Annotated in this window: 16 protein-coding genes; 10 read left to right on the top strand and 6 right to left on the bottom strand. The window is 56.3% G+C overall.

The features are described from left to right. Positions 1-6: 6 nt before the first annotated feature. A complete protein-coding gene (locus NDO75_RS00670) occupies positions 7-393 on the bottom strand; it encodes a hypothetical protein (protein WP_310904155.1) in 387 nt (128 codons plus the stop codon). 2 nt (positions 394-395) lie between these two features. Beyond that, the gene (locus NDO75_RS00665) at positions 396-3,656 is read right to left on the bottom strand and encodes a DUF499 domain-containing protein (RefSeq protein WP_310904154.1); all 3,261 of its coding nucleotides are present in this window, start codon (positions 3,654-3,656) and stop codon (positions 396-398) included. Between the two features lie 378 nt (positions 3,657-4,034). Here NDO75_RS00665 and NDO75_RS00660 point away from each other — a divergent pair, with 378 nt between their 5' ends. From NDO75_RS00660 to NDO75_RS00630, 7 genes are all read left to right on the top strand, one after another. Further along, a complete protein-coding gene (locus NDO75_RS00660; protein WP_310904153.1) occupies positions 4,035-4,781 on the top strand; it encodes a hypothetical protein in 747 nt (248 codons plus the stop codon). Continuing rightward, a complete protein-coding gene (locus NDO75_RS00655; RefSeq protein WP_310904152.1) occupies positions 4,782-5,444 on the top strand; it encodes a hypothetical protein in 663 nt (220 codons plus the stop codon). It begins immediately after the preceding gene. Between the two features lie 128 nt (positions 5,445-5,572). Further along, a complete protein-coding gene (locus NDO75_RS00650) occupies positions 5,573-6,895 on the top strand; it encodes a hypothetical protein (protein WP_310904151.1) in 1,323 nt (440 codons plus the stop codon). 77 nt (positions 6,896-6,972) lie between these two features. Further along, the gene (locus tag NDO75_RS00645) at positions 6,973-9,645 is read left to right on the top strand and encodes a DUF1156 domain-containing protein (protein WP_310904149.1); all 2,673 of its coding nucleotides are present in this window, start codon (positions 6,973-6,975) and stop codon (positions 9,643-9,645) included. Positions 9,646-9,671: 26 nt separating this feature from the next. Then, complete coding sequence (locus tag NDO75_RS00640) at positions 9,672-10,754, top strand: hypothetical protein (protein ID WP_310904147.1); 1,083 nt, start codon at positions 9,672-9,674, stop codon at positions 10,752-10,754. Between the two features lie 47 nt (positions 10,755-10,801). Then, on the top strand, positions 10,802-12,559 hold the full coding sequence (locus NDO75_RS00635) for an SNF2-related protein (RefSeq protein WP_310904146.1): 1,758 nt from the start codon (positions 10,802-10,804) through the stop codon (positions 12,557-12,559). 229 nt (positions 12,560-12,788) lie between these two features. Further along, a complete protein-coding gene (locus tag NDO75_RS00630) occupies positions 12,789-13,712 on the top strand; it encodes a hypothetical protein (RefSeq protein ID WP_310904145.1) in 924 nt (307 codons plus the stop codon). A gap of 4 nt (positions 13,713-13,716) precedes the next feature. On the opposite strand, the gene NDO75_RS00625 is transcribed toward NDO75_RS00630, so the two are convergent. Beyond that, on the bottom strand, positions 13,717-14,421 hold the full coding sequence (locus NDO75_RS00625) for a hypothetical protein (protein WP_310904144.1): 705 nt from the start codon (positions 14,419-14,421) through the stop codon (positions 13,717-13,719). Between the two features lie 1,362 nt (positions 14,422-15,783). Here NDO75_RS00625 and NDO75_RS00620 point away from each other — a divergent pair. After that, positions 15,784-16,470 carry a hypothetical protein gene (locus tag NDO75_RS00620; protein ID WP_310904143.1) on the top strand — a complete coding sequence of 229 codons (687 nt, stop codon included), beginning with the start codon at positions 15,784-15,786 and terminating at the stop codon, positions 16,468-16,470. Between the two features lie 80 nt (positions 16,471-16,550). Here the strand turns inward: NDO75_RS00620 and NDO75_RS00615 are convergent, their stop codons facing one another. The 3 genes from NDO75_RS00615 to NDO75_RS00605 all read right to left on the bottom strand — a co-directional run bounded on the left by NDO75_RS00615 (position 16,551) and on the right by NDO75_RS00605 (position 18,997). Further along, the gene (locus NDO75_RS00615; RefSeq protein WP_310904142.1) at positions 16,551-18,017 is read right to left on the bottom strand and encodes an amidohydrolase family protein; all 1,467 of its coding nucleotides are present in this window, start codon (positions 18,015-18,017) and stop codon (positions 16,551-16,553) included. Between the two features lie 137 nt (positions 18,018-18,154). After that, on the bottom strand, positions 18,155-18,436 hold the full coding sequence (locus tag NDO75_RS00610; protein ID WP_310904141.1) for an STAS/SEC14 domain-containing protein: 282 nt from the start codon (positions 18,434-18,436) through the stop codon (positions 18,155-18,157). A 213-nt stretch (positions 18,437-18,649) separates the two neighbouring features. Then, positions 18,650-18,997, bottom strand: coding sequence for a helix-turn-helix domain-containing protein (locus NDO75_RS00605; protein ID WP_310904140.1), 348 nt, complete (start codon positions 18,995-18,997; stop codon positions 18,650-18,652). A gap of 78 nt (positions 18,998-19,075) precedes the next feature. Here NDO75_RS00605 and merA point away from each other — a divergent pair, with 78 nt between their 5' ends. Further along, entirely contained in the window at positions 19,076-20,515 is a 1,440-nt protein-coding gene (gene merA, locus NDO75_RS00600) for a mercury(II) reductase (RefSeq protein WP_310904139.1), read from the top strand. A gap of 146 nt (positions 20,516-20,661) precedes the next feature. Continuing rightward, positions 20,662-22,047, top strand: coding sequence for a dihydrolipoyl dehydrogenase (gene lpdA / locus NDO75_RS00595; protein ID WP_310904138.1), 1,386 nt, complete (start codon positions 20,662-20,664; stop codon positions 22,045-22,047). The last annotated feature ends 94 nt before the right edge of the window (positions 22,048-22,141 follow it).

Genomic DNA, 22,141 nt, shown 5'->3' with positions numbered 1-22,141 from the left:
GTGACTTCAGAACGGAGCAGTGAGCCAGCCGCTGCTCCGACGGTCGATCTGTGGGCCGAAGACACGGCTGAGCCGGTGGAGGTCGCCTCCAGTCTGTAGTTCGAAGTCACGCTGCCGCCGCTGGAACGAACCATCGACGGCAAACTGAATGGTCGGCAGTGGATGTCGGTTCTCGAGGGCATTCCCACAGCGATCCATCAGTGCCGACAACTCGTTCACCGCATCATCATCTTCAAATACGTCACCGATACCGACGACGCAGAGTTCGTCCGGGACGTCGTTCTCGCGGAGCATCTCCTCGAATTCTTCGACAGGTACCTGATGGTCGAAGAGGTCGTACTCGCCCTTGACGACGATGTTGTACTCGCCGGGGAGTTTGCCGTGTTCGACCATTGTTACTCGAAGTTGATTTCGACGGAGATGTTCGATGCCTCGTCGGGCATGCGTTCGAAGAGGTCACGCACCTTTGTGAAGTCCTCACCGGATTCAAGCGTCAGCTTTGTCATCGTCTCCTTGATTCTCGCAGAGCCTTGGAGCGGCCCGGGAATCCCCATCCGGTTGGTCAACTGGAACCTAACTTCGCCGTAGGTGACCTCCCCGGAGTCTTCGTCTTGACGCCAATTCCGGCGGAGTTCTGCGACATCATTGCCGTTAAACACGAAGCGCCAGCCACCACTCGGCACTCGGAACTGGTAGCCCGGCGACCAACGCGTCGGATCACCCGATCCATCCGAAGCGATCACGTACTCTGGCTCGGACTCGCGTCCGAGGTGCTGGAGGAGATACGTTTGGACGGCATCCTCAGAAACCGATGCATCGAATCGGTCGGCCACGCTCCCGACCGTGAACTCGTCGCCACCGTCAAGGCCCTCGATGTAGTCGATGATCTGATCGCCAACGTTGTCCGGAACTACGGGGACGAGCGTCACGTCCGTCGGGTCGCGGTCGCCGAGAGAGTCATCGTACTCGCGGTCAACATCGACGACGTAGTCGTCTACGAGGAAGTCCGTCACTGCCTCCCGAAACGCCCTCTCGGTCTCATCTCCCGGAAGGTAGACTGTCTCGTCGCGCCGGATTTCCTCGAGAATACGGTGTGTATTCGCTCGACCGTTTCCTTCCAAGGCGTCGCCGATACGCTCGCGTACCTCGGGAGTACCGATGCGCTCGGAGTCCGAGATGTCGCGGATCGTCGCGTCGGATTGTGCTTTCGTCACGATGTCCGTACCGCTATAGAGGGCATACTGGTCGTCCTGTGCGAGGCGGCCAGCAGCCGTCATCACCGTGTCGTGGCCGTCGCCTTCAAGCCAAATCTCGGTGTCCTCGAGAAGTTCGAGTTCAAAGTTCCCGATGTCAACCGCCTTTGTTCCGCTGCCGAACCGCTGGCGGAGTTCCTGTACGACGTCCTCGGCTGTCCACCGCTGGACGTCGTTCTCGTTGAGGATCGTTGTGTCGAGGGAGCTGCCCTCTAACGACTCGGAGAAGCCATTGGAGCCGTGAGTGATCACCGGCTTGTCCTCGAGCGCGTCGACGGCCGCGTCCACCACATTACCCGGACTGCCGGGAATCGGGTAGGTGGGCTGGCGGAGGAACTGTTCATAGATGTCCTCGATACTGGCCTCGCCCCGCCGGTCGAGCAAGTCTTCGACAATTTCCCAAATATACCGTTGAAGGTCAATCCCCTCTGCGGAGACACTGTCGGCGATGTCACCGGCGTTGAGCGGCTCTCCTTCAGAGACGAACACGTCGAGATCCATCTCGGCAGCCAGATCGAACTCGTTGAGGAGATCGTCACCGTCGAGGATCTCTCCGTAGGCGAGTTCAACGCGGTCACGAAGTTCGCGCTGTTCGTCCTCGCGCTGGCGCTTCACGGAGGAGTGAATCTCATCGTCCAGTGAGTCGTCTTCAAGGACGCGTTCGGCTCCCTCGATGTACCGGGCCTTTTCGATGAATCCCGTCCCGGACTCGATCTTCTTATCGCCGCTCGGCTGGACGAACACGAGCGTGTTTCGCCACTCACGGCCGGGACTACCGTCGGCGTTCTTGATAGCTGTCTTGACGTCGTCCGGTGTCCAATCGCTGGACTTGACGACGACCTTGACGTCGCGGCTGTCCGGCACCTGCTTGAGGTCGCCGTCGGTGAAACCGACGGGGTAGGCGTTTGTTCCGAAGACCTGCTCGACGGTTTCGGCGATCTGGCCGAGCGCGATTTTCTCGTCGACGTCCGCCGCCTTGTTCTGGATGAGTGCGTTCGGGTTCTGTCGGTCGCGAATGGCGTACTTACCATTGAGCTTGTGGAGGTACCATGCAACGCCGTAGAGTTGCTCGAGGTTGAGGACGATGTCCGAGACGAGGTCGCCCGTCTGGTAGGTTCCCATCACGATCTCGGCCTTGCCGGCGCCCTCGCCCTCGTCGGGCTTGAGGCTGTAGAGGAGGATTGTATTCAGGATGCGGCGGCCGTAGGGGATCGCATCGGGGTCGACGCGGTTCCGGATGTCATCGATACAGACGCCGGGGCGGTCGATGTTGATCCGAGTCAGCTCATCGTCAAAGAGAACAGCGTCGATGTCGCCGTGGGTGACGAGGTCGGTCTCCTCAATAAGAAGAGATGCGTCCTCGTCATCGGGGTCTGCCTCGGGATCGGCGGCGGTCGTCAGGATCTTCGAGAAGAGATAGATCATCCCTCGCGTGTTCTGGTTCCCCTCGTCGGCGTAGTAGCGGGTTTCGAGGGCATTCAGGAGGACGGGATGGAACGGGTACGTGTCACGCATCTTCCCGGCGAGATCACTGGGGATGTCGGAGTCCGGAACGTGATCGTTGCCGGCGTACGCGTCCACGTAGTCAGAGACGATCTCATCGACAGCGTCCTCGTCGATGTCATCGATGAGGCGGTGGCGAATGACTTCTTGTTTGCTCACCTTGCTGCTCATGTTGACCTCAGAGGCGTTCTCCCTGTCGAGGATACGGTGGACGTCAGAGCCCTTCCTGAGGACGGAGACGATGGCGAAGACATCGCTGTCGTCGAGGTCGGCCGTCTCGAGGAACGCTTGGAGGAAGCCGCGGTTGCGTTTCTTCCGGTCGCCGCTCAGCGGCTCGAACCAGTCCTCGAGTTCGTCCATTAGATACGCGACCGTACGACCGTCGACTGCCTCCTGAATCGTCTCCATATCAGGGTACGGATCGAGGTCGCTCCCGGAAGGTTCGTAGTCGAGAACATCGAAGAACGGCTCCCAAAGGTAATCCGGCTGGCGTTGCTGGAGCGAGACAGTGATTGCTTCCGAATTCTCATCGGCGGACAACGCGTCGCTGAAACCGTCGACGTGGCGGTCGCCGAATTCGCCGGCAGCTTCAGGATCGGCGAAGCAGTGGTACATCGCCACCATCTGGTGGGATTTACCACTCCCATACGGCCCGTAGAGGATGTGTGTGCCGTAGTTGGCGTCACCGCGAAGGGTGTCCCGGAGGTCAACAAGTCCCTCGCGTAACCCTTGGGTCATCAGCGTTCGATCGAAGAACGTGGACGCGTCGGCCTCGAACTCGTCCTCATCGTCGACATTGTAGAGCTTGACCTGTCCGTCGATCTCGCCTTCTTCGCGAAGTTCACGGCTTATCGTGACCGTGTCCGCGATCGTCCGTGTAAGAGAATCCGCACTGGCCATTCGTTATTTTGAGAAGTGTATGTAACTCGCTTAAGTACTGTGGTAGCTGCCATCTCATACTCGCTCAAAGGGTGCTTCGGTGATCGAAACCCATTATCCACGTTTCAAGACGTAGCAGGGCTCGGTTAGCCTCTACACAACCCTTGATAAGTGGGAAAAGTTAAGAACCTCACTCCCGGACTCTTACAGAGAACAATGCCCCAAGAGGAACCGGAGTTCGGTGAGCCGGAGTTCTTGGGGTGGCTCCTGCTGAAACGGCTGAAGGAGCAGAGTGACGATCAGATTTCGCGATCGAAGTTCCTAAAGCTCTGTTGTATCACCGATCGTCGCCTTATCGAAACGCACGGATATGAGGCTGATCTCCCTCGCTACTGGTATATGTACGGGGAACTCGCTAACGAACACGAGTTTTCCGGACGATTTTATAACGCTCCGCTTGCCATCGGTTGGGACGGCCAGCAGTACATCCCCAAGGAGTTACACGTCGACGCGTTCGATGTCTCCGAAGAAGGTCTCGAGGTGATTCCTGTTGCGGTCGACTGGACGGTACACGAGTTCGGTCGCAAGAACGTTGAGGAGATCAAACAACACCAGTACGAGGAGTACGCCGAGAATGAGTTCATTCGAAAATACAGCGAACTCCGGTGGCTCTTGAGTACGATCGATCTCGGCAAGCAGGAGCGACTGGAGAACTACGGTAGCGGTGGAGAGTCGAACGAAGAATATCTCAAGCGGCAACTTGACGAGATGATGGCCGCATATCCGGACGATGGGGAGCGATACGATGACATTAAGACGCTCTATCTACGGTGGGACGACACGGTTCGTCTTATGGTAGACCAGTCTGTCGAATACAGTCGGATCGCCGAGTTCCTCGACGATTTCATTCGTACGCTCAGCAAGGTCGTTCTTCGCTTCGCCTACAACCAGAATATCTCCGACGAACGACTTGCGGACTGGGAAGAGGACGCAGCTGAAGAGCAGGCAGACTTCACGACACATCTCAAGGACGTACGATCGGAACTCCTCCGCGGCCGATCGCGGAGTACAGAACTCGATCGTGTCTCGAATGCATATTCACAGACCATCGAAGAACAGATCGAGCAACTCCTCGCACAGGAATAGATGTCGGATGCGTCGTTCCTCGACACCGGCGTCGTACTCGGATTTTGCTTTCGAGACGACTCACATCACCATCGCTGCCGACAGTATCTCGACAACAACGGTTTCGCGTTGTTTGTTTCCGATCACGTGGTATCAGAGTACCTGAACCGAGAACCGAACCTCGCAGAGGAGATCGCGGACGGGATTTTCAACCATATTGATCGCCTTCGAGACTCGGAGTTCGAGGGACAACTGGACTCAATGGACACATCCCGGATTCGCCAAGACCTGATCGCGGGCCACAACGTAGCTGGGACGACGCTACACTCGTTCTACCGCGACGAAGTACCGAACTACATCCAGTTCGACGACCTGATCCGGCGGCTTCGCGATCTCGCGCGAGACATTGAACAGAACGCGATCGAGAACCGGGAAGACCTCATGGATCAGGCAGAGGTATGGGAACGAGACGAGGACTATTCCGAGATCGACGGCGAGCTTTCGGAAATCCCGTGGGACGATCGCCGAATCTGTCTCGATGCGCACGACGTTGCCGAGGTGACGGACTACCTGACTGAACTGGCGACCACGAATCCGACAGATCTGGTCGATAACGGGTATAGGGCATTGATTCTCGAGGAAACGTCACTTGAAGATGTGGTGTCGCTTGCAAACCGGTCGTAAGTTGTACTGGTGGGACAGACGACACTCGCGTCGGCATCAAGCATCACACTTGTCCTCTACTTCAGCTTCGTCTGAACATTTGGTAGAGTCAAGATTTAACGGAGCTGGACGTATCTCAACAGATGATAATGGTCGCTCCAGCGGAGGTCTTTCGGCAATTCGCGGACAGTGAGGAGGCTCAAGAGTACTACAGGGAACACAACAGCAAGCGCGACGAGGTCACCGAAGAGAAGCTACAACCGCTCATCGACGATTTCCAGAGTGGTGACGTTGACGTTGTTGAATTCAAGAGTCGAATCGACGGTCTCAACAAGCGAAACCAGATCTGGGGGTTCGACGGCTTCATCGGTCAGATGCATTTTAATAAGCTGTCCAACGCCGCCCCAAACGAGGGCGATTTCGGCGACCGGCTTCGAAAAGCCATCCAGCCGCCCGGATCAGTCAATGAGGGCCGTGAAAAGATCGATTCATTCGCCGAGTACACACAGCGGTTGAAGGACAACGACATCGATTCCGACCCGTTTCCGAAGTCGACGATCTTCTTTCTCAGCTACTTCTGGCACATTCAACGCCCCACCGAGTACCCGATCTTCTATCCAACCTCGGAACAGTACCTCGGCGACGAGGGACTCCTCAACACTGACGCACCGTACGGGACGCGATACGCGAGTTTCGTCGAGGTGCTGGACGAGCTGCGATCGGAGGCCGAGACGTGGTTTGAAAGCCCGGTTGAGTATCGAGACGTGGCCAACGCGATCTACTGGTACGAGGAGTGGGACGACGACGAGATCGAAGAAGAGGAAGCAAGCGGAGGGACGGAAGAGACGTTTGCCGGCGCCGACAAGCCGTACCTACCTCCAGTCGTCTCCGATCTGGACGAGGTCGCGGCCGGCACAGACGAAGCCGTGAACCAGTACGCGCCAGCCGACACGGATCTCCCGGTTATCTTCGAGCGAAAATGCGGAATCCTGTTCGAGATGCTCGGGTTCGACACCGAAGTGTTAGGTCAGGGCTCGGGTCGCAATCCAGACGGGATCGCCGAGGCGGTACGGAACGACTATGCGGTCATCTACGACGCGAAGAAGCGGGAAGAAGGCTACCGGATCGGCCGGGACGACCGGACGATCAGAGAGTATATCGAGACGCACACGCGTCGGCTGCGCGATCAGGGCAAGCGGCACATCTACTTCGCCATCGTCTCGAGTTCGTTCCGGGACACCGAGGAATCGACACTGCGCGATCTGCGGACGAATACTGACATCGACAATATCGTCTTGCTCAAAGCCAACGTGCTGCAGGAGTTGCTCCGGATGCGGCTGGAGGAACCATACCTGAACCTCGACGATGTGGAATGGGTGTTTGGGAACCGGCCGGGAGAGATTCAATCCGAGGAGTTAGAGAACATCGTTCCTGAATGGCGGCAGAGCGATAGCGAATTTTCTGTTTCATAGAGAGTCTTCGTCTGGTCAAGTCGCCACGTACTGGAAAGCTATACAGGGCCTGAATGCTACGTGGTGGACACACACCAATGTCTCAGGAACTCGGACAATCTGACGAGGGCGATCGGAAGACGCTCCCTATAGAAAGAGGTTATCCAATCAAACGGGTGAACGAGATTGTCGATAAAGAGAACCAAGCTAAGCGGTACTATCGTCCTCTCTATACGATGCACAAATGGTGGGCTCGCCGTCTAGGGTCTGTCTTTCGTACAATTTGTCTCTACACCCTAGCAGACGATCCAGAGTCAATTACAGTTAATAACCCGGGAGACAGTAATAGAAAATTAGCTGAGTTCTCTCAATCAGAGACAGATTTGAGTGATATTGTAGATAATGTCGATTTAGAAGATCCATCTTCTCTCTGGGAGCTGTATAATAAAGATACAACTATCGAGGACAAGAAAATTCTAGATCCGTTTATGGGTGGCGGAACTTCCTTGATAGAGGCATCACGATTTGGTGCCTCGATTGTTGGAAACGATCTAAACCCAGTTGCTTGGTTTGTGGTGAAGAAGGAACTCGAAGCCTCAAACACGAGCATCAACGAACTTGAATCAGCATATGAAAGGGTAAAATCGGAAATCAAAGAGGAAATAACGAGCCATTATAAAACAGATTGTCCAAATTGCGAAAAGAAAGCCGATGTGATGTACCATCTTTGGGTTGATGGAGTCCAATGCGTCTCATGCGATGAGCTTGTTCCCCTGTTTAAAGACTATCGAGTAGCGAAAGGCCGATATGAAAATAAAGGAACGTATAATGTTCTGTGTCCCTCTTGTGAACATATTAATCGAGTAGACGACTGGAAAAGTGAGTCTAGTTGCGAATCTTGTGACACAGAATTTGTCCCAGCAGAGGGGAACGTAAGCAGTGGAGATTACTCATGTCCGGGTTGTGGGCAGCAATATGGAGTAATGAATGCTGGTCAAGAACAAGGCGGATATAGTTCTCGATTGTATGCTATAGAATACTACTGTCCACATTGCGACGAAAACGGCGAAGAAAGATCAGTATATAAGGGATATAAGTCGGCAACATCTGCGGATCGCGAAAAGTACAGAGAGGCAGTGGAAGAGTGGAAAGAGAGCACGGAACTTCATGAATTCGTTCCATCACAGGAGATTCCATTAGGAATCAAAACGGATAGCGCCGCATTCGAGGGGAGCATTGGTGGGGGATTCAACGTTCTGAGACAGGGATTCGAGGACTGGACGGACATGTTCAACGACCGTCAGCTCCTTCTACTATCGAAGCTACTTAAAGAGATTAATAGAGAAGACGATAAAAATATTCGCGAATATCTACTGCTAGCGTTCTCTGACTCTCTGATGTTCAATAACAGATTTACTATTTACAATCTACAAGGACACAAGATAGAGGGTATATTTAAGGAGAATTCATTCAATCCTCAGAGAGAATATGTTGAAAACAATGTTTGGGGAACTGAATATGGACGTGGAACTTTCGAAAAAAGTTGGAAGAAGGTTCTAGCAGGGATAGAGTGGGCACACAATCCTGTTGAACGGTATATCGAAGAAGATGGTTCAACAGCGAAAACACCCCCATTTAGCACACCTGCAGGAGGCGATCATGAGATCTATTGTCGTGACGCTCGTGAACTTGAGTTTGAAAACGAGTTTGATGCTGTACTGACGGATCCACCATATTATCACAATGTGATCTACTCTGAACTCTCGAACTTCTTCTATGTCTGGCTCCGATTAATTCTGAAAGAAGATTATGACCAATTTGAACCAGACACAACGCCAAGGGCAGAGAGTATTGTTGCTAACCCTGCAGAGAACAAGACAGAAGAGACCTTTGAGGAGGAATTGAGAGAGTCATTTGGGACAGTCCACAAGGCGCTAAAAGATGACGGCGCGCTAGTATTTACTTATCATCACAGCGATTCCGAATCATGGGGCGAATTACTGGGGGCGCTTTGTGATGTTGGATTCGAGGTTACTGCAACATATCCGATAACTGCAGATACTAACCGTGCAACTTCCAAGTTGACAGAAGGGGAATCTGTGGATTTCGACATTATTATTGTTGCTCGTACAGCAAATGAGCGCAAATCTATATCTTGGAATAGCTTGCGCCGGAATATTTATCGAACTGCCCAAAAGACACGCCAACGCTTAGAAGAAAATCGCGAACTATCTCGCGGCGATATTGGGGTTATCGAAATGGGACGGTGTTTCCACGAATACTCCAAGCACCACGGCAAGGTTGAGCGCGCCGGAGAGACTATGACTCCGAAGGAGGTCGTAGATGAGATCTACGGTGTCATTCAACACGGAAGTGACATCGGTGAAATAGACGTGTTTCTCGACCTGTTGGAAACAGTTGGAGCATCTTACGACGATCTCAACAAACTCTGTCGTGGGACAAATGCCACGCCCGAGCGCATGGAGGATATGTGTCTCTACCAAATGGACAACGGCTTCACGCTCGGCACGTGGGACGACGAGAAGCGCATCGCCTACATCCAATCACGCGTCGACAGCGACGAGGAACTCACCGACCTTGACAAGGCACAGTTCCTCCGCTACCGCTGGGAGCACGGCAAGTCTGTCTCTGAATATCTCAGCGAATGGGAGATCACCGACGACCTGCGAGAGCTTTGTGAGGGGCTGGCCGACGCGACCGGCGACGACACCTACCGGAACATTCTGGAGTCGCGTCTGAGCGATTTCTGACGGAACTCTCTTCAAATTCCGTACTCATGGAAAACACCTACCAAACGCCTGCAAAGCGAGCCGGTAAAATGCCCGTAGCGTATCGGAATGAACAATGGGCTCTCCCTTCGGATTCGATGGTTATTCGAAGGTACAAAAGCCGTGAGTATTTCGAGACGCTCGTTGAAGACAAGGAACTGTACTTCGGGGCCGCTCGAAAATATCACGAGGAGGATTTCGACGATACCGAAGGACAAGCTACGGACGCGACTCGAGAAGCCGAAAAAGGCGGAACACCACTTTCAGCGTTCGCACCAGCAGAATACCTCGAAGACCTCCGTCGAAATTCAATTGGTCGCTTCTTCCTCAATTGCTGGAAGCTTGGGACAGATGAGAATCAACAGCATTGGGATGAATTCGGCGAAATTGCTATAGAGACCACCGTTGGAAGATTGCGAGAAGCAATTTCGTATGACCATCAACTCTACATGGGGATGGTACGGTACGTTGATGACTTGGTAGAAATTCCCTCTGTTCCCGAAGCTGCGTATTTTTACAAGTTGTTGAGGTTTGCGAGCGAAAATGAGTTCAGGGTCGTAGTTGATCGAGATCCGCAGCTGGTATTCCAGCCGCCAAAAGAACCCCCCGACTGGGAATATGACGATTCGCTCAGTATCGGAGTCAACGTGGATCAGTTAATTACACGGGTAATCGTTCAACCCTCTACCGACGATGAGCTGATTCAATTTGTGCAAGACACGCTGGCTGAAAATGGACTTGATGTGCCAGTAAAACGGTCTCGATTAGATTGGAATAGAGACCCGGCCCCTTGTCGAATGGTCTACGGAAATCAGAATATCCGACTTATCGCTAAGCACTGGGATAAGCTACTCAAACGTGAAATAGCAAGAACAAGCACGGTCTGGGACGGTGTAGACTTAGTTGAGGTAGTGCCACCGGGACAGGAGACAGAGAACTTTGCCCATTACGAAATCCACCGTTTCAAGGATTCAGATGTCCCTGATCCAACGGAATACGGACATGACTACCTAAACTACTCGGTTTCCGTTCGACGTTTTGACGAAAACGGGCTCCAGAAGGAGTGGAAACGTGGGTCTGCCTTCAGCTGAATTATGAACTCTTATATTCTGATGACACCGAAGCGAGGTGCTGCAAAGTGACGACCGATGATCTCGTCGATGCCGAGTTTCGTTATGAGGGTGCCGACGAGTTGGCTAACCGAGCCGATGACACGTCCTTGGTAAATAACCATCTCCTCACGGTACAGGCCAACCGACTACAGGCCAGCCAGCCGGACACGGAACTCCGCTCTCTTTCTTACCTCGACGAGGAGAACGTCAAGCTCCTCGAGCATCAGGTCGATGCCGCCCATCGTGCGCTCTTCGAGATGGACGGCAAGGCGCTCCTCGCCGACGAAGTCGGTCTTGGGAAGACCATCGAGGTCGGGATGATTTTGAAGGAGATGCACCATCGTGGCACCGATGACGCGGTGCTGATCCTCACGCCGGCGCAGCTCGCCCAACAGTGGCAGGCCGAGATGCTCGAGAAGTTCGGCCTCAACTTCACCTGCAATTACGACGACGACTTTGAGGGCTTCAGCGCCCACGACCATGTCATCGCAAGTATCGACACCGCGAAGAGTGATCGCCACCGCTCAACTGTCCTCGCCCGTGACTGGGACGTCCTCGTGTTGGACGAAGCCCACTATGTGAAGAACGAGGAAACTGACCGCTATGCTCTCCTCGACAAGCTCTCTTACGACTACGCGTTCTTCCTCACCGCGACGCCCATTCAGAACGACGTCACCGACCTCTACAACATCATCTCTCTGCTCCGCCCGGGCCTGTTCGGTACGCGCGAGGCGTTCCACCATTACTTCGTCAACTCTTCGCAGGAGAAGCTGGTCAACCGCAACGAGCTCAAGAACCGACTGCGCGAGGTGATGATCCGTAACCGTCGCGAGGAGACGGACATCGATTTCACCCCGCGCAACGTCACCACGCGTACCTTCTCTCCGTCGCCGGCCGAACGAGACCTCTACGAGGCGGTCACAGAGTACGTTCGCGGAGCGTACCGCGAGAGTCAGGGACAGAAACTCGTCCTAATGACCCTCCAGAAGGAAGTCGTCAGCAGTCCCGCGGCGCTCGAGCAGACGATCGAACGCCAGCTCGACGGCGAGGGCAGCCGGCCCGCTCATGCCGACAAACTCGAAGGGATTCTCGAGCGAATCGACGCGGTCGAGACACCTACGAAGCTCGATCGCGTCCAGCGGATCACTGACGAGGCCCGAGAGCGCGTCGACAAGGGACGCGTCATCGTCTTTACGCAGTTCCGTGCCACCCAGCGGGAGTTGCTGGAGACGCTCGCTGACGAGGGCTACACGACCCATGCATTCCACGGCGGCCACTCCAGCGACGAGAAGGAGGAAATCGTCGAGCGGTTCGAGGAGGAGGGCGGCGTTCTCGTTTCGACAGACGCGATGAACGAAGGGAGAAACCTCCAATTCTGCAACGTGATGGTCAATTACGACCTCCCGTGGAATCCGATGAAAGTCGAACAGCGCATCGGCCGCATCCATCGAATCGGCCAAGATCGGGAGGTTTACGTATTTAATATCGCGCTGGAGGACACCATTGAGGAGTACGTACTGGAAAAACTCTACCACAAGATCGACCTCTTCCAGCAATCCGTCGGCGAACTGAGTGAGATTCTGACTCGACTGGAGGAGACCGGTCGAAACTTCGAGGACGACGTGTTCGAGCGGCTGGTCGAGGCGGACTCTGAACTCGAGTTGGAGAACGACTTCGACGCGATGGCTGTCGACCTGCAGGAACAGCGTGACCTCGCTGACAAAGTCGAGGACTTCAACAGCGGCGTCTTCGAGGGATTCGATCTGGGGGCCAGCGATGACTGACGCTACTCTGCCGGTCACGCAACGCGCGGTCGAACAATTCATCGAGAGCTATCTGACCTCGCTCGGCGCCGAAATCGAGAAAAACGGTCGGCGATGGTCGATCAAGCTTCCTGATGACGCTGACACCAACCTCGAACTAGACGGAACCGTACTGGAGATCGTCGACGATCCGAGCGATGTCGACGAGGATGCCCTCGCTATCGCTCCGGAGAGCCCGTTCGTAGAACGAATGCTCGAGGAAGCAGCCGACCGAACTCCCGTCGGCTCGCTGTCTCTCACTGACGACGACGTGAAGATCCGACCTCCACTATGGCTGACTGACGGCCCAGTCGATGTCGTGGATCGATCGTTCACGCCGTACTACGACCGGCGGGCAGTCTGTGTACTCTTTCACGCCGGAATTGAGACTGTCAGCGAGTATCAACGGGAGGAGCTACACGCGGTTGCGATTGATCTCAATGACCACGAGGAGCGTCCGCGTCTCGCGGAAACCTATCTAGAGCTGGCGAACGACGAGCAACGAGAGCTTGACGAAGGAAGAGGGATTGATGAGCGGGCGTTAGCCGATGCCCTTGATGCTGCACAGACCGCCCTTGAGAACGAGCTGGCGTCGACGGTACAAGAAACGCGTGAGCGAGCGACGCGTGCAGCGGAAGTCGAACTCGACGAGTATCGTCAGTATGCACACCAACGACGTGACGAGTTAGCTGACGAGATTGATAGCCTGATGACTCGGATAGAAGAAGTGTCCGAAACTATCGACACCGCCTCTGAACAGGAGGAGCGTGTCGAGGCGCTCCGAAAGCGGAAAGACCTCCAAGCAGAGCTGGACGATCTCCGTACCGAGTTGGACGATATGACGACTCAGATCGAGGCCGACTTCCCCGAGAAACGCCGGGAGATCCGGGAGCGGCACGCGCTCACCGTTCGATTGCGGCCGGTGGCCGCGACCGCAGTGTCGTACGAGCGCGGCGATCTCGACCTTACGCTTCAGGTTGGCGAGACCACGCTCTCGAGATCCTATGGATACGCCGTTGGAACAGGAGTGATGGAAGAGGCCACCTGCGAGCGGTGCGGGGAGCAACTGACGGCGGAAAATCCCCTCACTATAGACGCGCATCGCGCAGTCGGAGAAGACTGCTGCGAGGACTGATTGGTTAGTCTCCTAGCCGATAGAGGAGGAAGTCCGTAGGATTGGCGAGGACATTCCCTGCTAGCGCATCGGCGGTCGACTCGGCGGTCGAAACGCCGAACGCACAGACGCCAGCCGGATTCCGATAGCCGATGTTGGTCAAGGTTTCCCGCAATTCGGGCGCCAACTCTGCTTTCCCGACATCGATCGTTGGAATGCCCGCATCGCGGAACGCTTCGAAAGCTGCTGCCGTTCTTGACAACACGAGCCCGCCCGACTGCAAGAAGGAAAACTCCTCGCCGAGAATCGCCAACAGCGGCTCTTGTCGGTCGGGATCGTCTACGACGTTCGCCCGACGTAAGGGTGCCGCTGTTGTCTCACCCGAGTACGCGTCAACGCCATTTTCGTTAAGAAGGCCGACGGAATCATCTGGAAATGCCGCCTCGGCCTGTCCCCGATAGAAGTCCCACACGTCCGTCTTCTGCACAGTAGACTGATTCTCGCTGGAGATCAGCTTGAGAAAGGTGGCAGGTACGTATAGGTCACCGAGACGCGGTTCAGTCGGTGTTCGGCCGAGCGTGGCCTGCGTCTGCGACGCAAAGACGGTGGAGTCAGCCAGACGCCCGAGAGCACGGTTGGCGACGAGCAAGGATGGATCTAGTAGCACGTCGATCGGCGGTTGGAATTTCCGGTCGAGTTCCGTTCGGAGTTGGTCGTTGCCGACGCTCATTGCTACTCGATTCAGTTCAGCTCCTGATAATTCCCTCGGTCAACATATTGATCATCATGACCGCCTCGGCGCGTGAATGGGAGACCAAGACGAAGCCGCCGGTATTTCCGAGCCAGAGGGGACGAAGCTGCTGTTCGATGAGATTCCGACGCGAACACTTCACGAGGCCACCTGCGTAAATAATCACCGCCCGAGTATTCGCGAGGTGATGCAACTATCAACGTGCTCGAGGTCGCCTTGACCGTGAGGCTAATGGAGTTCGATCCTAACGAGGTCTATCGTGCCCTCAAACGCGTCCAAGAGAGTTATGATGATTCGAGGGTACAGAGCGACGATCGGTTGCCGATCACGGCGGTTATTATGTCACCTTCGGACTCAATGGAAATCGAGCCGATTCTCGTGGTGAAACGGATTAGAGTTGACGTTGGTGGTCAAGTTAATTCGATAGTCGGACGTCTCTCGCCCCGCACTTCGTGGAAAATTCGCCACGGAGTGCCGCGTAGACTCCCTGAACGAGATGCTGTTCTACTGTCCTCTGCCGCTTTATCCTCCTGCTCAAGTGAACAGGAAGCTCTGTTAGCCACGAGACACGCCGACCTCTTTATATGAACTCAGACGGACTTTTGATAGATCTCCTACGCCCTAAACACTCACCAATCGTTTCTCGATGGTCGAGATATGACCATCGAGCTCCGGTGAGATGGATAACCCGCTTAAGTAAAGTAGGTGCGAATATTTGGCATCTCTCTCACGTCGTGTGTACGTACGGCCCTGTCCGAGACAGGAGAACCACAGAGAGCTCTATGCTTGCAGTTACTGAACCTCTTCAAAAAGTCGAACATGACTCGTGTCGAAGGTGGCGGCAAAATATCGTTGCTCGCACGAGAGTTCCTCGGCACAGCCGCCGGCTCTCCCTCGGAAAGTTCCCTTTCCTCAGTTTGCGAATAGTCCTCGGAAGTGTGTAATAGTGTTAGTGGTTTAAGCATTTCTACTCAATGGGTCGAGCGAGAGTACAGTTCCCTCAATGGGGAGTAGAACCAATCTACAACAGGACGTGTCGTGACCAAGAAGGCCTTTACTTCCCCACGTCTGTCGGACGCGAACCACATCACTTGTATTGAGGTGTTGTGACGACACCTGTGGACTCGGGGCGTGAGTGATTTCTCGAAAATCCTCTTCAGGATACTTAAATCGAGATGTCGTGATTGCACCAAACAATCATGGGCTCATAACTCGACAGTCACTGACGGGGCTATCACTCAATGGAGAAGTTTTTCTGAAGATTCATCGCATCCTACTTGAAGAATGCCCCTCCAGAGGAAAGCCGTATATGAACTCCCTCTAACGGGCGTATGCGACCAAATGGTCGATGTCCAAGACATCATCGCGAACGAGTTCGAAGAAGCCGCAGAAGCCCGTGGAGATGATCCAGACGACGCTTTCGAGCGTCTGATGTTGGAGTATGTCCGTCAGGACAGCACTATCACCGAGCTTTTCGCCGACGACGGTACACCCGTTCGGACTCTCGACGAATACGATCCGAGTGACAGTCGGCCGCTGGGAAGAGAAGCCATCGAAGCACTCCCGACCTATGCCGGTGAAATCGAAATCCACCCTGACGACGTGACCGACGAGGAATTGCCACAAGACCGTGACCTGCGACGCCACGTGATCTGTGGCGTACTGCGGCATCGTTGGCGGCGCGTCCGGGATGACAAGGATCGACGGCACGAGTCGGTCGTTCGGCGTGATGACGTGGCTGCAGCAGCGGAATCTGTCATCGGAAATTTGAATTCGGACTACAAGCGTGACGAGTACGTCGAACAGGTGATAGACGATTTGATGATTCGAAATCCGTGGGACGAGCAGATGGCGTTCTTCTCACCGGTCGAGGCGATGGAGTACTTGGATTCGCTTGACGAAGGTGACCACAAGGCCGAGAATGATGCGTACCATCTGAGCGAAGTCCTCGCACAACGGTATGCAGATGAGGTAGATGTCGAGACCGTGAACGATGTGCGAAGGCGATTTTGGCTCGATCCCCTATAGAGAGTCAACGCGGGGAGTTCTGTGCTATTCAGTATTGCACCTAGACGAGGCGGTCTCGTACCCTCTATCGTTATTCCACGTTAGAAGGGGAATCTGTCTCTGACTGACTGGAAGGCGAGCCGTCCGAGCAACTGAGCGGGGCCGCGCTTCGGCAAATCGTGTGCAATCTCTACCGAGTTCGGTGGCTCGCTTCCCCCGATGTCGAGTTCCCAATCCGTCTCGGACTCAAAGCGTTCGACCGCGGACTCGGCGCGTTCCCGAATCGCTTCGGCATCCATCGTCTTCACCTCGCCGCCCTCCATCAGCACGTCACCGTCGACGATAACGGTCTCCACATCGGCGGACGTCGCGTTATTGGCGACCTGCGCCGGAACGTTGGTCAAGGGCGTGAACTTCGGCTTGTCTACATCGAGCAGGATGACGTCGGCGCGCTTGCCGGGTTCGAGACTACCGATCTCGTCGCCGACGCCGAGTGCCTCTGCCCCTTCGATGGTGAGCATCCGCACGAGTTCCATCGAATGGTACTGACCGGCCGACCGCTTGAGATTGGCCGCGAGCCGCGCCTGTCGGGCCTCGCCGAACATGTTGTACGAGTCGTGCCAGTAGTGGTCGTCGATGCCGAGGCCGACGTCGACACCAACTGCCCGGAGTTCTGGTACCGGTGTCCACTGCACGTCACCATCCGTGTTCCAGTACGAGAAGATCGACGGACAGTGCGCGACGGACGCATCCGCCTCGGCTGTGCGCCGGATGTCCTTGTCGTCCGCGAGGCGGAAGTGAGCGGCCACCAGCCGATCGTTGAGGAGGCCGACGTCGTCGAGCAGGTCGAGCGAGTCTTTCGCGCCGTTCGACCGCGCCATCGTGTTGCTCTCTTCGAGTTCGAGCAGGTGCGTGTGGACGAGCAGGTCGGGATACTCCGCGGCGAGGTCAGCGGTACGCTCCCACAACTCGCGAGTACACGACCAGTCGTCGTGGGGGTTGATCGTCGCGCGAATGTGGCCGTCGTACGTGTCGTGGTACTCGTCAATGAACGTGCGGGCGCGGGCAAACTGCTCGTCGACGGGGACGTCCCAGAAGAGGTCGGAGAGAGCTGGCCCGAAGAATCCGCGGAGACCAGCCTCGCCGAACGTTTCCGCGCCCGCGCTCGGGCGGACGTCTTGTGAGTTAACGGTTGTGACACCGCCTGCGAGGAAGTTGAGTGCGGCGAGTTTGTACCCTACCTCGGTGAGATAGCCAAACTCGCCGTCCGCGATCTGGCCGTAAATGGCCGTCATGCTCCCCATCATCTCCAACAGATCGAGGTCGCTGAACGCGCCGATCAGCGGCGTCAGTTCGAGATGAGTGTGGGCGTTGACGAGCCCCGGCATCACGAGCTTTCCCTCGCCGTCGATGACGCGGTCAGCCGCGATGACCGTATCCTCGTCTCGAGACTGTCGTACCTCCGTGATACGGCCATCCTCGACGAGCACCGTTCCCCGTTCATAGAGCCGATTTCTGCCGTCGACCGTGAGAACGAAAGCATCGTGGATCGCGATGTCGGCAGCCATCTGTTTCAATTACTGAATGATTTCGCATCAGGGTTGGTATTGCCGGTCTTCACCCAGTCGAGTGCCTGATCGCGTTCTGGCCGGTCGTAGTACCGCATCTCGTCCGGAGCGACCGTCCATATCGGGGCGATCGCTTGTCACTGGTGATAGAGGAGTTGTGCCCAGCGGGAATCGCCGACCGCAGCATACCTGCCGATGTCGAACTTTTGGCCGGTTCGCAAGTCGGGGATAATGCCGTGCAAGTGTGAGAGATACGTCGCCAGCGTCCACCCTGTCGTCTCCTCGTATACGTGTACTTTCCCGTATTCGTCGGTCTTCTCAACAAGCAGGTCGTAGAACTCCCGATACCCAGCGGATGTGCCGTGACCCATCTGAACTGCGACCACACTACCATGAGTTGCGTCAAGAAGATCGAACATTGGTGACGTCGTTCGCCCGATAGCCGTGAACTCGTTAGCTGACCTATCGGTCATCGTCAGTAGACGTGTTCGGTGCCCGAAGAAAAAGTAACCCGTCCCGGAACATAACGAGCACCCTCTCTTAGAAACTAGTAGCTCAACAGAGCGGGGGAATAGTTGTGAAACGTGTCCACCCTCCGTCCAAGCGTGATTGATTCATTACTCTCTGCCGAGCTACGACTGATCTTCAGCCCACTGGAGAAGCGGTTCTAACCGTTTACGCACTTCGCGTCCATCGTCAGTCAACGCGTACTCCACACGAGGTGGAATCTCGTTGTACTGCGTCCGCGAGACCAGCCCAGCCTCCTCAAACTCGGACAGTCGCTTCGATATGGTTGAGGTGCTGGCGCTAGTGAGGTGCTCTTCGATCTCGGCGAATCGAAGCGAGTCGTGGGCACCGATGATACTGACCAGTTGCATCGCATACTTTCGGCTCAGCGTGTCGATCACACCCGTTAGTGGGCAGTAACACGTGCCGTCTACGTCGCATGTCGGCTCCGGGGGAGATGTAGCGTCTGCCATTACTTTGCGGCCTCCAACCTACTCCATAGCTTTGGACTCCACAGTACAATAGCTTCGCGTTATAAACCAAATACAGCAATGGCTACCGACCACTCCTACGACCTCGTGATACTGGGCGGCGGTGCCGCAGCGTTTGCGGCCATCACCGAAGCCGACCGCCAGAACCTCTCGACAGCAATGGTAAATACAGGACTGCCGCTCGGCGGTACGTGCGTGAACGTCGGCTGTGTCCCAAGCAAACACCTTCTGGAGGTCGGCAAGACTGCGTACGAGCCGCCGAACAATCCCTTCGACGCCGTGGCGTACGACGACACCCAACCGAGAACTAACTGGTCGGCAGCAATCGACGAGAAGGACGGCATCGTCGCGTCGCTCCGCGAGCAGAACTACGTGGACGTGGCCGATCATTTTGGGACGGACGTCTACGAGGGCTACGGACGCGTGGTCGATGACACAGCAATCGAAGTGGTCGACGGCGAGGACGCCGGTACGACTATCACTGGGAAGAAAGTGCTCGTCGCGACCGGCAGTTCGTCCCATATCGCACCAATCAATGGGATCGAGACCGTTGATTACGAGACCAGCGAGACCATCCTCGAACGCCGTGATGTCCCCGAGAGCATCGTGATGATCGGTGCTGGATACGTCGCGATGGAGTGGGGACAGATCCTCCACCACATGGGAACGGACGTGACGATCCTTCAGCGGTCAAGCCGCGTCCTGTCGGAGATGGAGGGCCAGCTCGGGCGCGAACTCCAGCGGTGCTTCGAGGCAGAGGGAATCACCGTCGAGACGGACGTGGACATCCGACGCGTCTCCGAAGGCGGCGAGACGGGAGACGACGTCACCGTCGATGCCACCGTTGCTGGCAACTCACAGACATTCACGGCCAGCGATCTCTTCGTCGCCACCGGCGTCAGCCCGAATACCGACGACATCGGACTGGACGAGGTCGGCGTTGAGACCGACGGATCGGGCACCATCGTCGTGGACGACGAGTTCCAGACGGCGAATCCGGACGTGTACGCCGCAGGAGACTGCATCGGCGAGCCGATGCTGGAAACCGTCGCCGCCAAGGAAGGCAACTACACCGTCAGGAACGCCTTCGGCGATGGAGATGCGACCATCGACTACCACGCCGTCCCGAAGGTGGTGTTCACGAGCCCGGAGGTCGCCGCGGTCGGGACGACGGAACTCGAGTACATGGACGAACACGGCACCTGCACGTGCCGGACGGTGGAGATGGAGGATGTCCCGAAGGCGAAGGCCGTCGAGGACACTCGCGGGCTGGTGCAGGTTGTCAAGCACCACGAAACCGACGAGATCGTCGGCGTCCACATGGTCGGGCCGCGAGCCGCCGACATGATTCCCGAGGCGACGCTGGCCGTGAAGTTCGGCCTCACTGTCGACGACATTATCGACACCATTCACCCGTTCCCGACGTTTTCCGAGGCGTTCAAGCACGCCTGTCAGGCGTTCCGCCGAGATACCTCGACGATGAGTTGCTGTGTCGAATAGCCCCCAACCACAAACCCGCTGTCAACGAACACTACACCAATGACTGCTCCAGCAAAACCCCGTTCCAACTGTGGAAACGACGCCCGACAGATCAAGACAGAACCCGTCCGCAACATCGCCGGAGCCGAAACGGAGGCTGGTGACTGATGAGTGCCGACCAGAACTTCGATCTGCTCGTCCTCGGTGGAGGTATGGCGGGCCTCCCGGTCGCGATGAAGTGTGCCTACTCGGGGATGGAGACTGCCCTCGTCGAAGATGACCTTCTCGGTGGGACGTGCCTCAACCGCGGCTGTATCCCCACCAAGACGATGATTCGGAGCGCGGAGGTCGCGAACCTCGCCCGCCGTAGCGAGGAGTTCGGCGTTGAGATCGATGACGACGTCGAGGCGAACTTGGACGCCATCGTCGAACGGAAGGACGAGATCGTCGAGAGCATTCGCGAGGGCGCCTACGGGAACGTCGAAGAGAACGACAACATCACGCTCGTCGAGGGGCACGGCGTCTTCGAGTCGGCACACGAGGTTCGCGTCGACGGCCGGACGCTCTCGGCTGACCGAATCGTCGTCAACACGGGTAGTCGACCGGCGAAGCCGCCAATCGACGGGCTCGACGACGTCGACGTACTCGACAGCACCGATATGCTGTTCCTCGATTCGGTACCCGACTCGCTGGGCGTCATCGGTGGCGGTTACGTCGGGTGCGAGTACGCCCAGATGTACAGCCGATTCGGCGCCGACGTTACCGTCTTCCAGCGCGGCGACCGACTCCTCCCGCGAGAGGAACCTGACGTGAGTACCGTGATCGAAGACGCGTTCGCGGCCGAAGGGATCAACGTCCGAACCGGAACGACTGTCACCGGTCTTTCGTCGGATGGTGACGACATCGCTATCGAGGCCGACGAACCCGATGATGCCGAGTCGGTAACGGTCTCGGACGTGCTGATCGCCGCGGGTCGACAGCCCAACACCGACGGCATCGGGCTCAACGAGACAGGCGTCGAGACGGACGAACGGGGATTCGTCCAAACAGACGAGAGCTTCGAGACGACCGCCGACGGCGTGTACGCCATCGGCGACGCGAGCGGCCCGCCGATGTTCACCCACTCGGCTCGTGACGATGCAGACCGCCTCTACCGGCATCTTGCCAAGGACGAGACGATCAGCACCGTGGATCGAATCGTTCCGTGGGCAGTGTTTACCGATCCGCAGGTTGGTCACGTCGGTATGACCGAAAAAGAAGCGCGGGGGGCGGGCTACGATGTCGGAGTCGGACGGCAGGACTTCGCCGAGCAGGGAAAGCCCAAGGCCCTCGGAGAGACCGAAGGGTTCGTCAAACTCGTCACGGACGCCGAAACGGGCGAGCTACTGGGCGGCCACGTGGTCGGCGAACAGGGGGCCGAGATCGTCCACGAACTCGTTCTGGCGATAGAACTTGGGGCGACTGCCGAGGACATCGCGAACACGATGCACATCCATCCAACCTTACCCGAGAGCATCAATTCGGCAGCTGGCGGCGTCCACGAGCCCTCGTGACCAATCTAGTAGGTCAAACAGGCCGAGAGGAGTAGTTGTAGGATTCGTGCTTCGGTAAATTCGGTAGGAAAGAACGAAGTAGCAATTCCGGATT

It is taken from the genome of Natrinema sp. 1APR25-10V2 (genome assembly GCF_031626495.1).
GTDB lineage: Archaea > Halobacteriota > Halobacteria > Halobacteriales > Natrialbaceae > Natrinema.
The sequence above is the reverse complement of the archived record's forward strand: the minus strand, read 5'-3'. Positions and strand labels throughout refer to the sequence as shown.

What these genes read in the sequence shown, in the direction of transcription:
- lpdA (WP_310904138.1), top strand. Translation starts at nt 20,662, where the DNA reads ATGAGTGCCGACCAGAACTTCGATCTGCTCGTCCTCGGTGGAGGTATG.
- NDO75_RS00655 (WP_310904152.1), top strand. Translation starts at nt 4,782, where the DNA reads ATGTCGGATGCGTCGTTCCTCGACACCGGCGTCGTACTCGGATTTTGC.
- NDO75_RS00630 (WP_310904145.1), top strand. Translation starts at nt 12,789, where the DNA reads ATGCTCGAGGAAGCAGCCGACCGAACTCCCGTCGGCTCGCTGTCTCTC.
- NDO75_RS00650 (WP_310904151.1), top strand. Translation starts at nt 5,573, where the DNA reads ATGGTCGCTCCAGCGGAGGTCTTTCGGCAATTCGCGGACAGTGAGGAG.
- NDO75_RS00615 (WP_310904142.1), bottom strand. Translation starts at nt 18,017, where the DNA reads ATGGCTGCCGACATCGCGATCCACGATGCTTTCGTTCTCACGGTCGAC.
- NDO75_RS00670 (WP_310904155.1), bottom strand. Translation starts at nt 393, where the DNA reads ATGGTCGAACACGGCAAACTCCCCGGCGAGTACAACATCGTCGTCAAG.
- merA (WP_310904139.1), top strand. Translation starts at nt 19,076, where the DNA reads ATGGCTACCGACCACTCCTACGACCTCGTGATACTGGGCGGCGGTGCC.
- NDO75_RS00660 (WP_310904153.1), top strand. Translation starts at nt 4,035, where the DNA reads ATGTACGGGGAACTCGCTAACGAACACGAGTTTTCCGGACGATTTTAT.
- NDO75_RS00625 (WP_310904144.1), bottom strand. Translation starts at nt 14,421, where the DNA reads ATGAGCGTCGGCAACGACCAACTCCGAACGGAACTCGACCGGAAATTC.
- NDO75_RS00605 (WP_310904140.1), bottom strand. Translation starts at nt 18,997, where the DNA reads ATGGCAGACGCTACATCTCCCCCGGAGCCGACATGCGACGTAGACGGC.
- NDO75_RS00610 (WP_310904141.1), bottom strand. Translation starts at nt 18,436, where the DNA reads ATGTTCGATCTTCTTGACGCAACTCATGGTAGTGTGGTCGCAGTTCAG.
- NDO75_RS00665 (WP_310904154.1), bottom strand. Translation starts at nt 3,656, where the DNA reads ATGGCCAGTGCGGATTCTCTTACACGGACGATCGCGGACACGGTCACG.
- NDO75_RS00620 (WP_310904143.1), top strand. Translation starts at nt 15,784, where the DNA reads ATGGTCGATGTCCAAGACATCATCGCGAACGAGTTCGAAGAAGCCGCA.
- NDO75_RS00645 (WP_310904149.1), top strand. Translation starts at nt 6,973, where the DNA reads ATGTCTCAGGAACTCGGACAATCTGACGAGGGCGATCGGAAGACGCTC.
- NDO75_RS00640 (WP_310904147.1), top strand. Translation starts at nt 9,672, where the DNA reads ATGGAAAACACCTACCAAACGCCTGCAAAGCGAGCCGGTAAAATGCCC.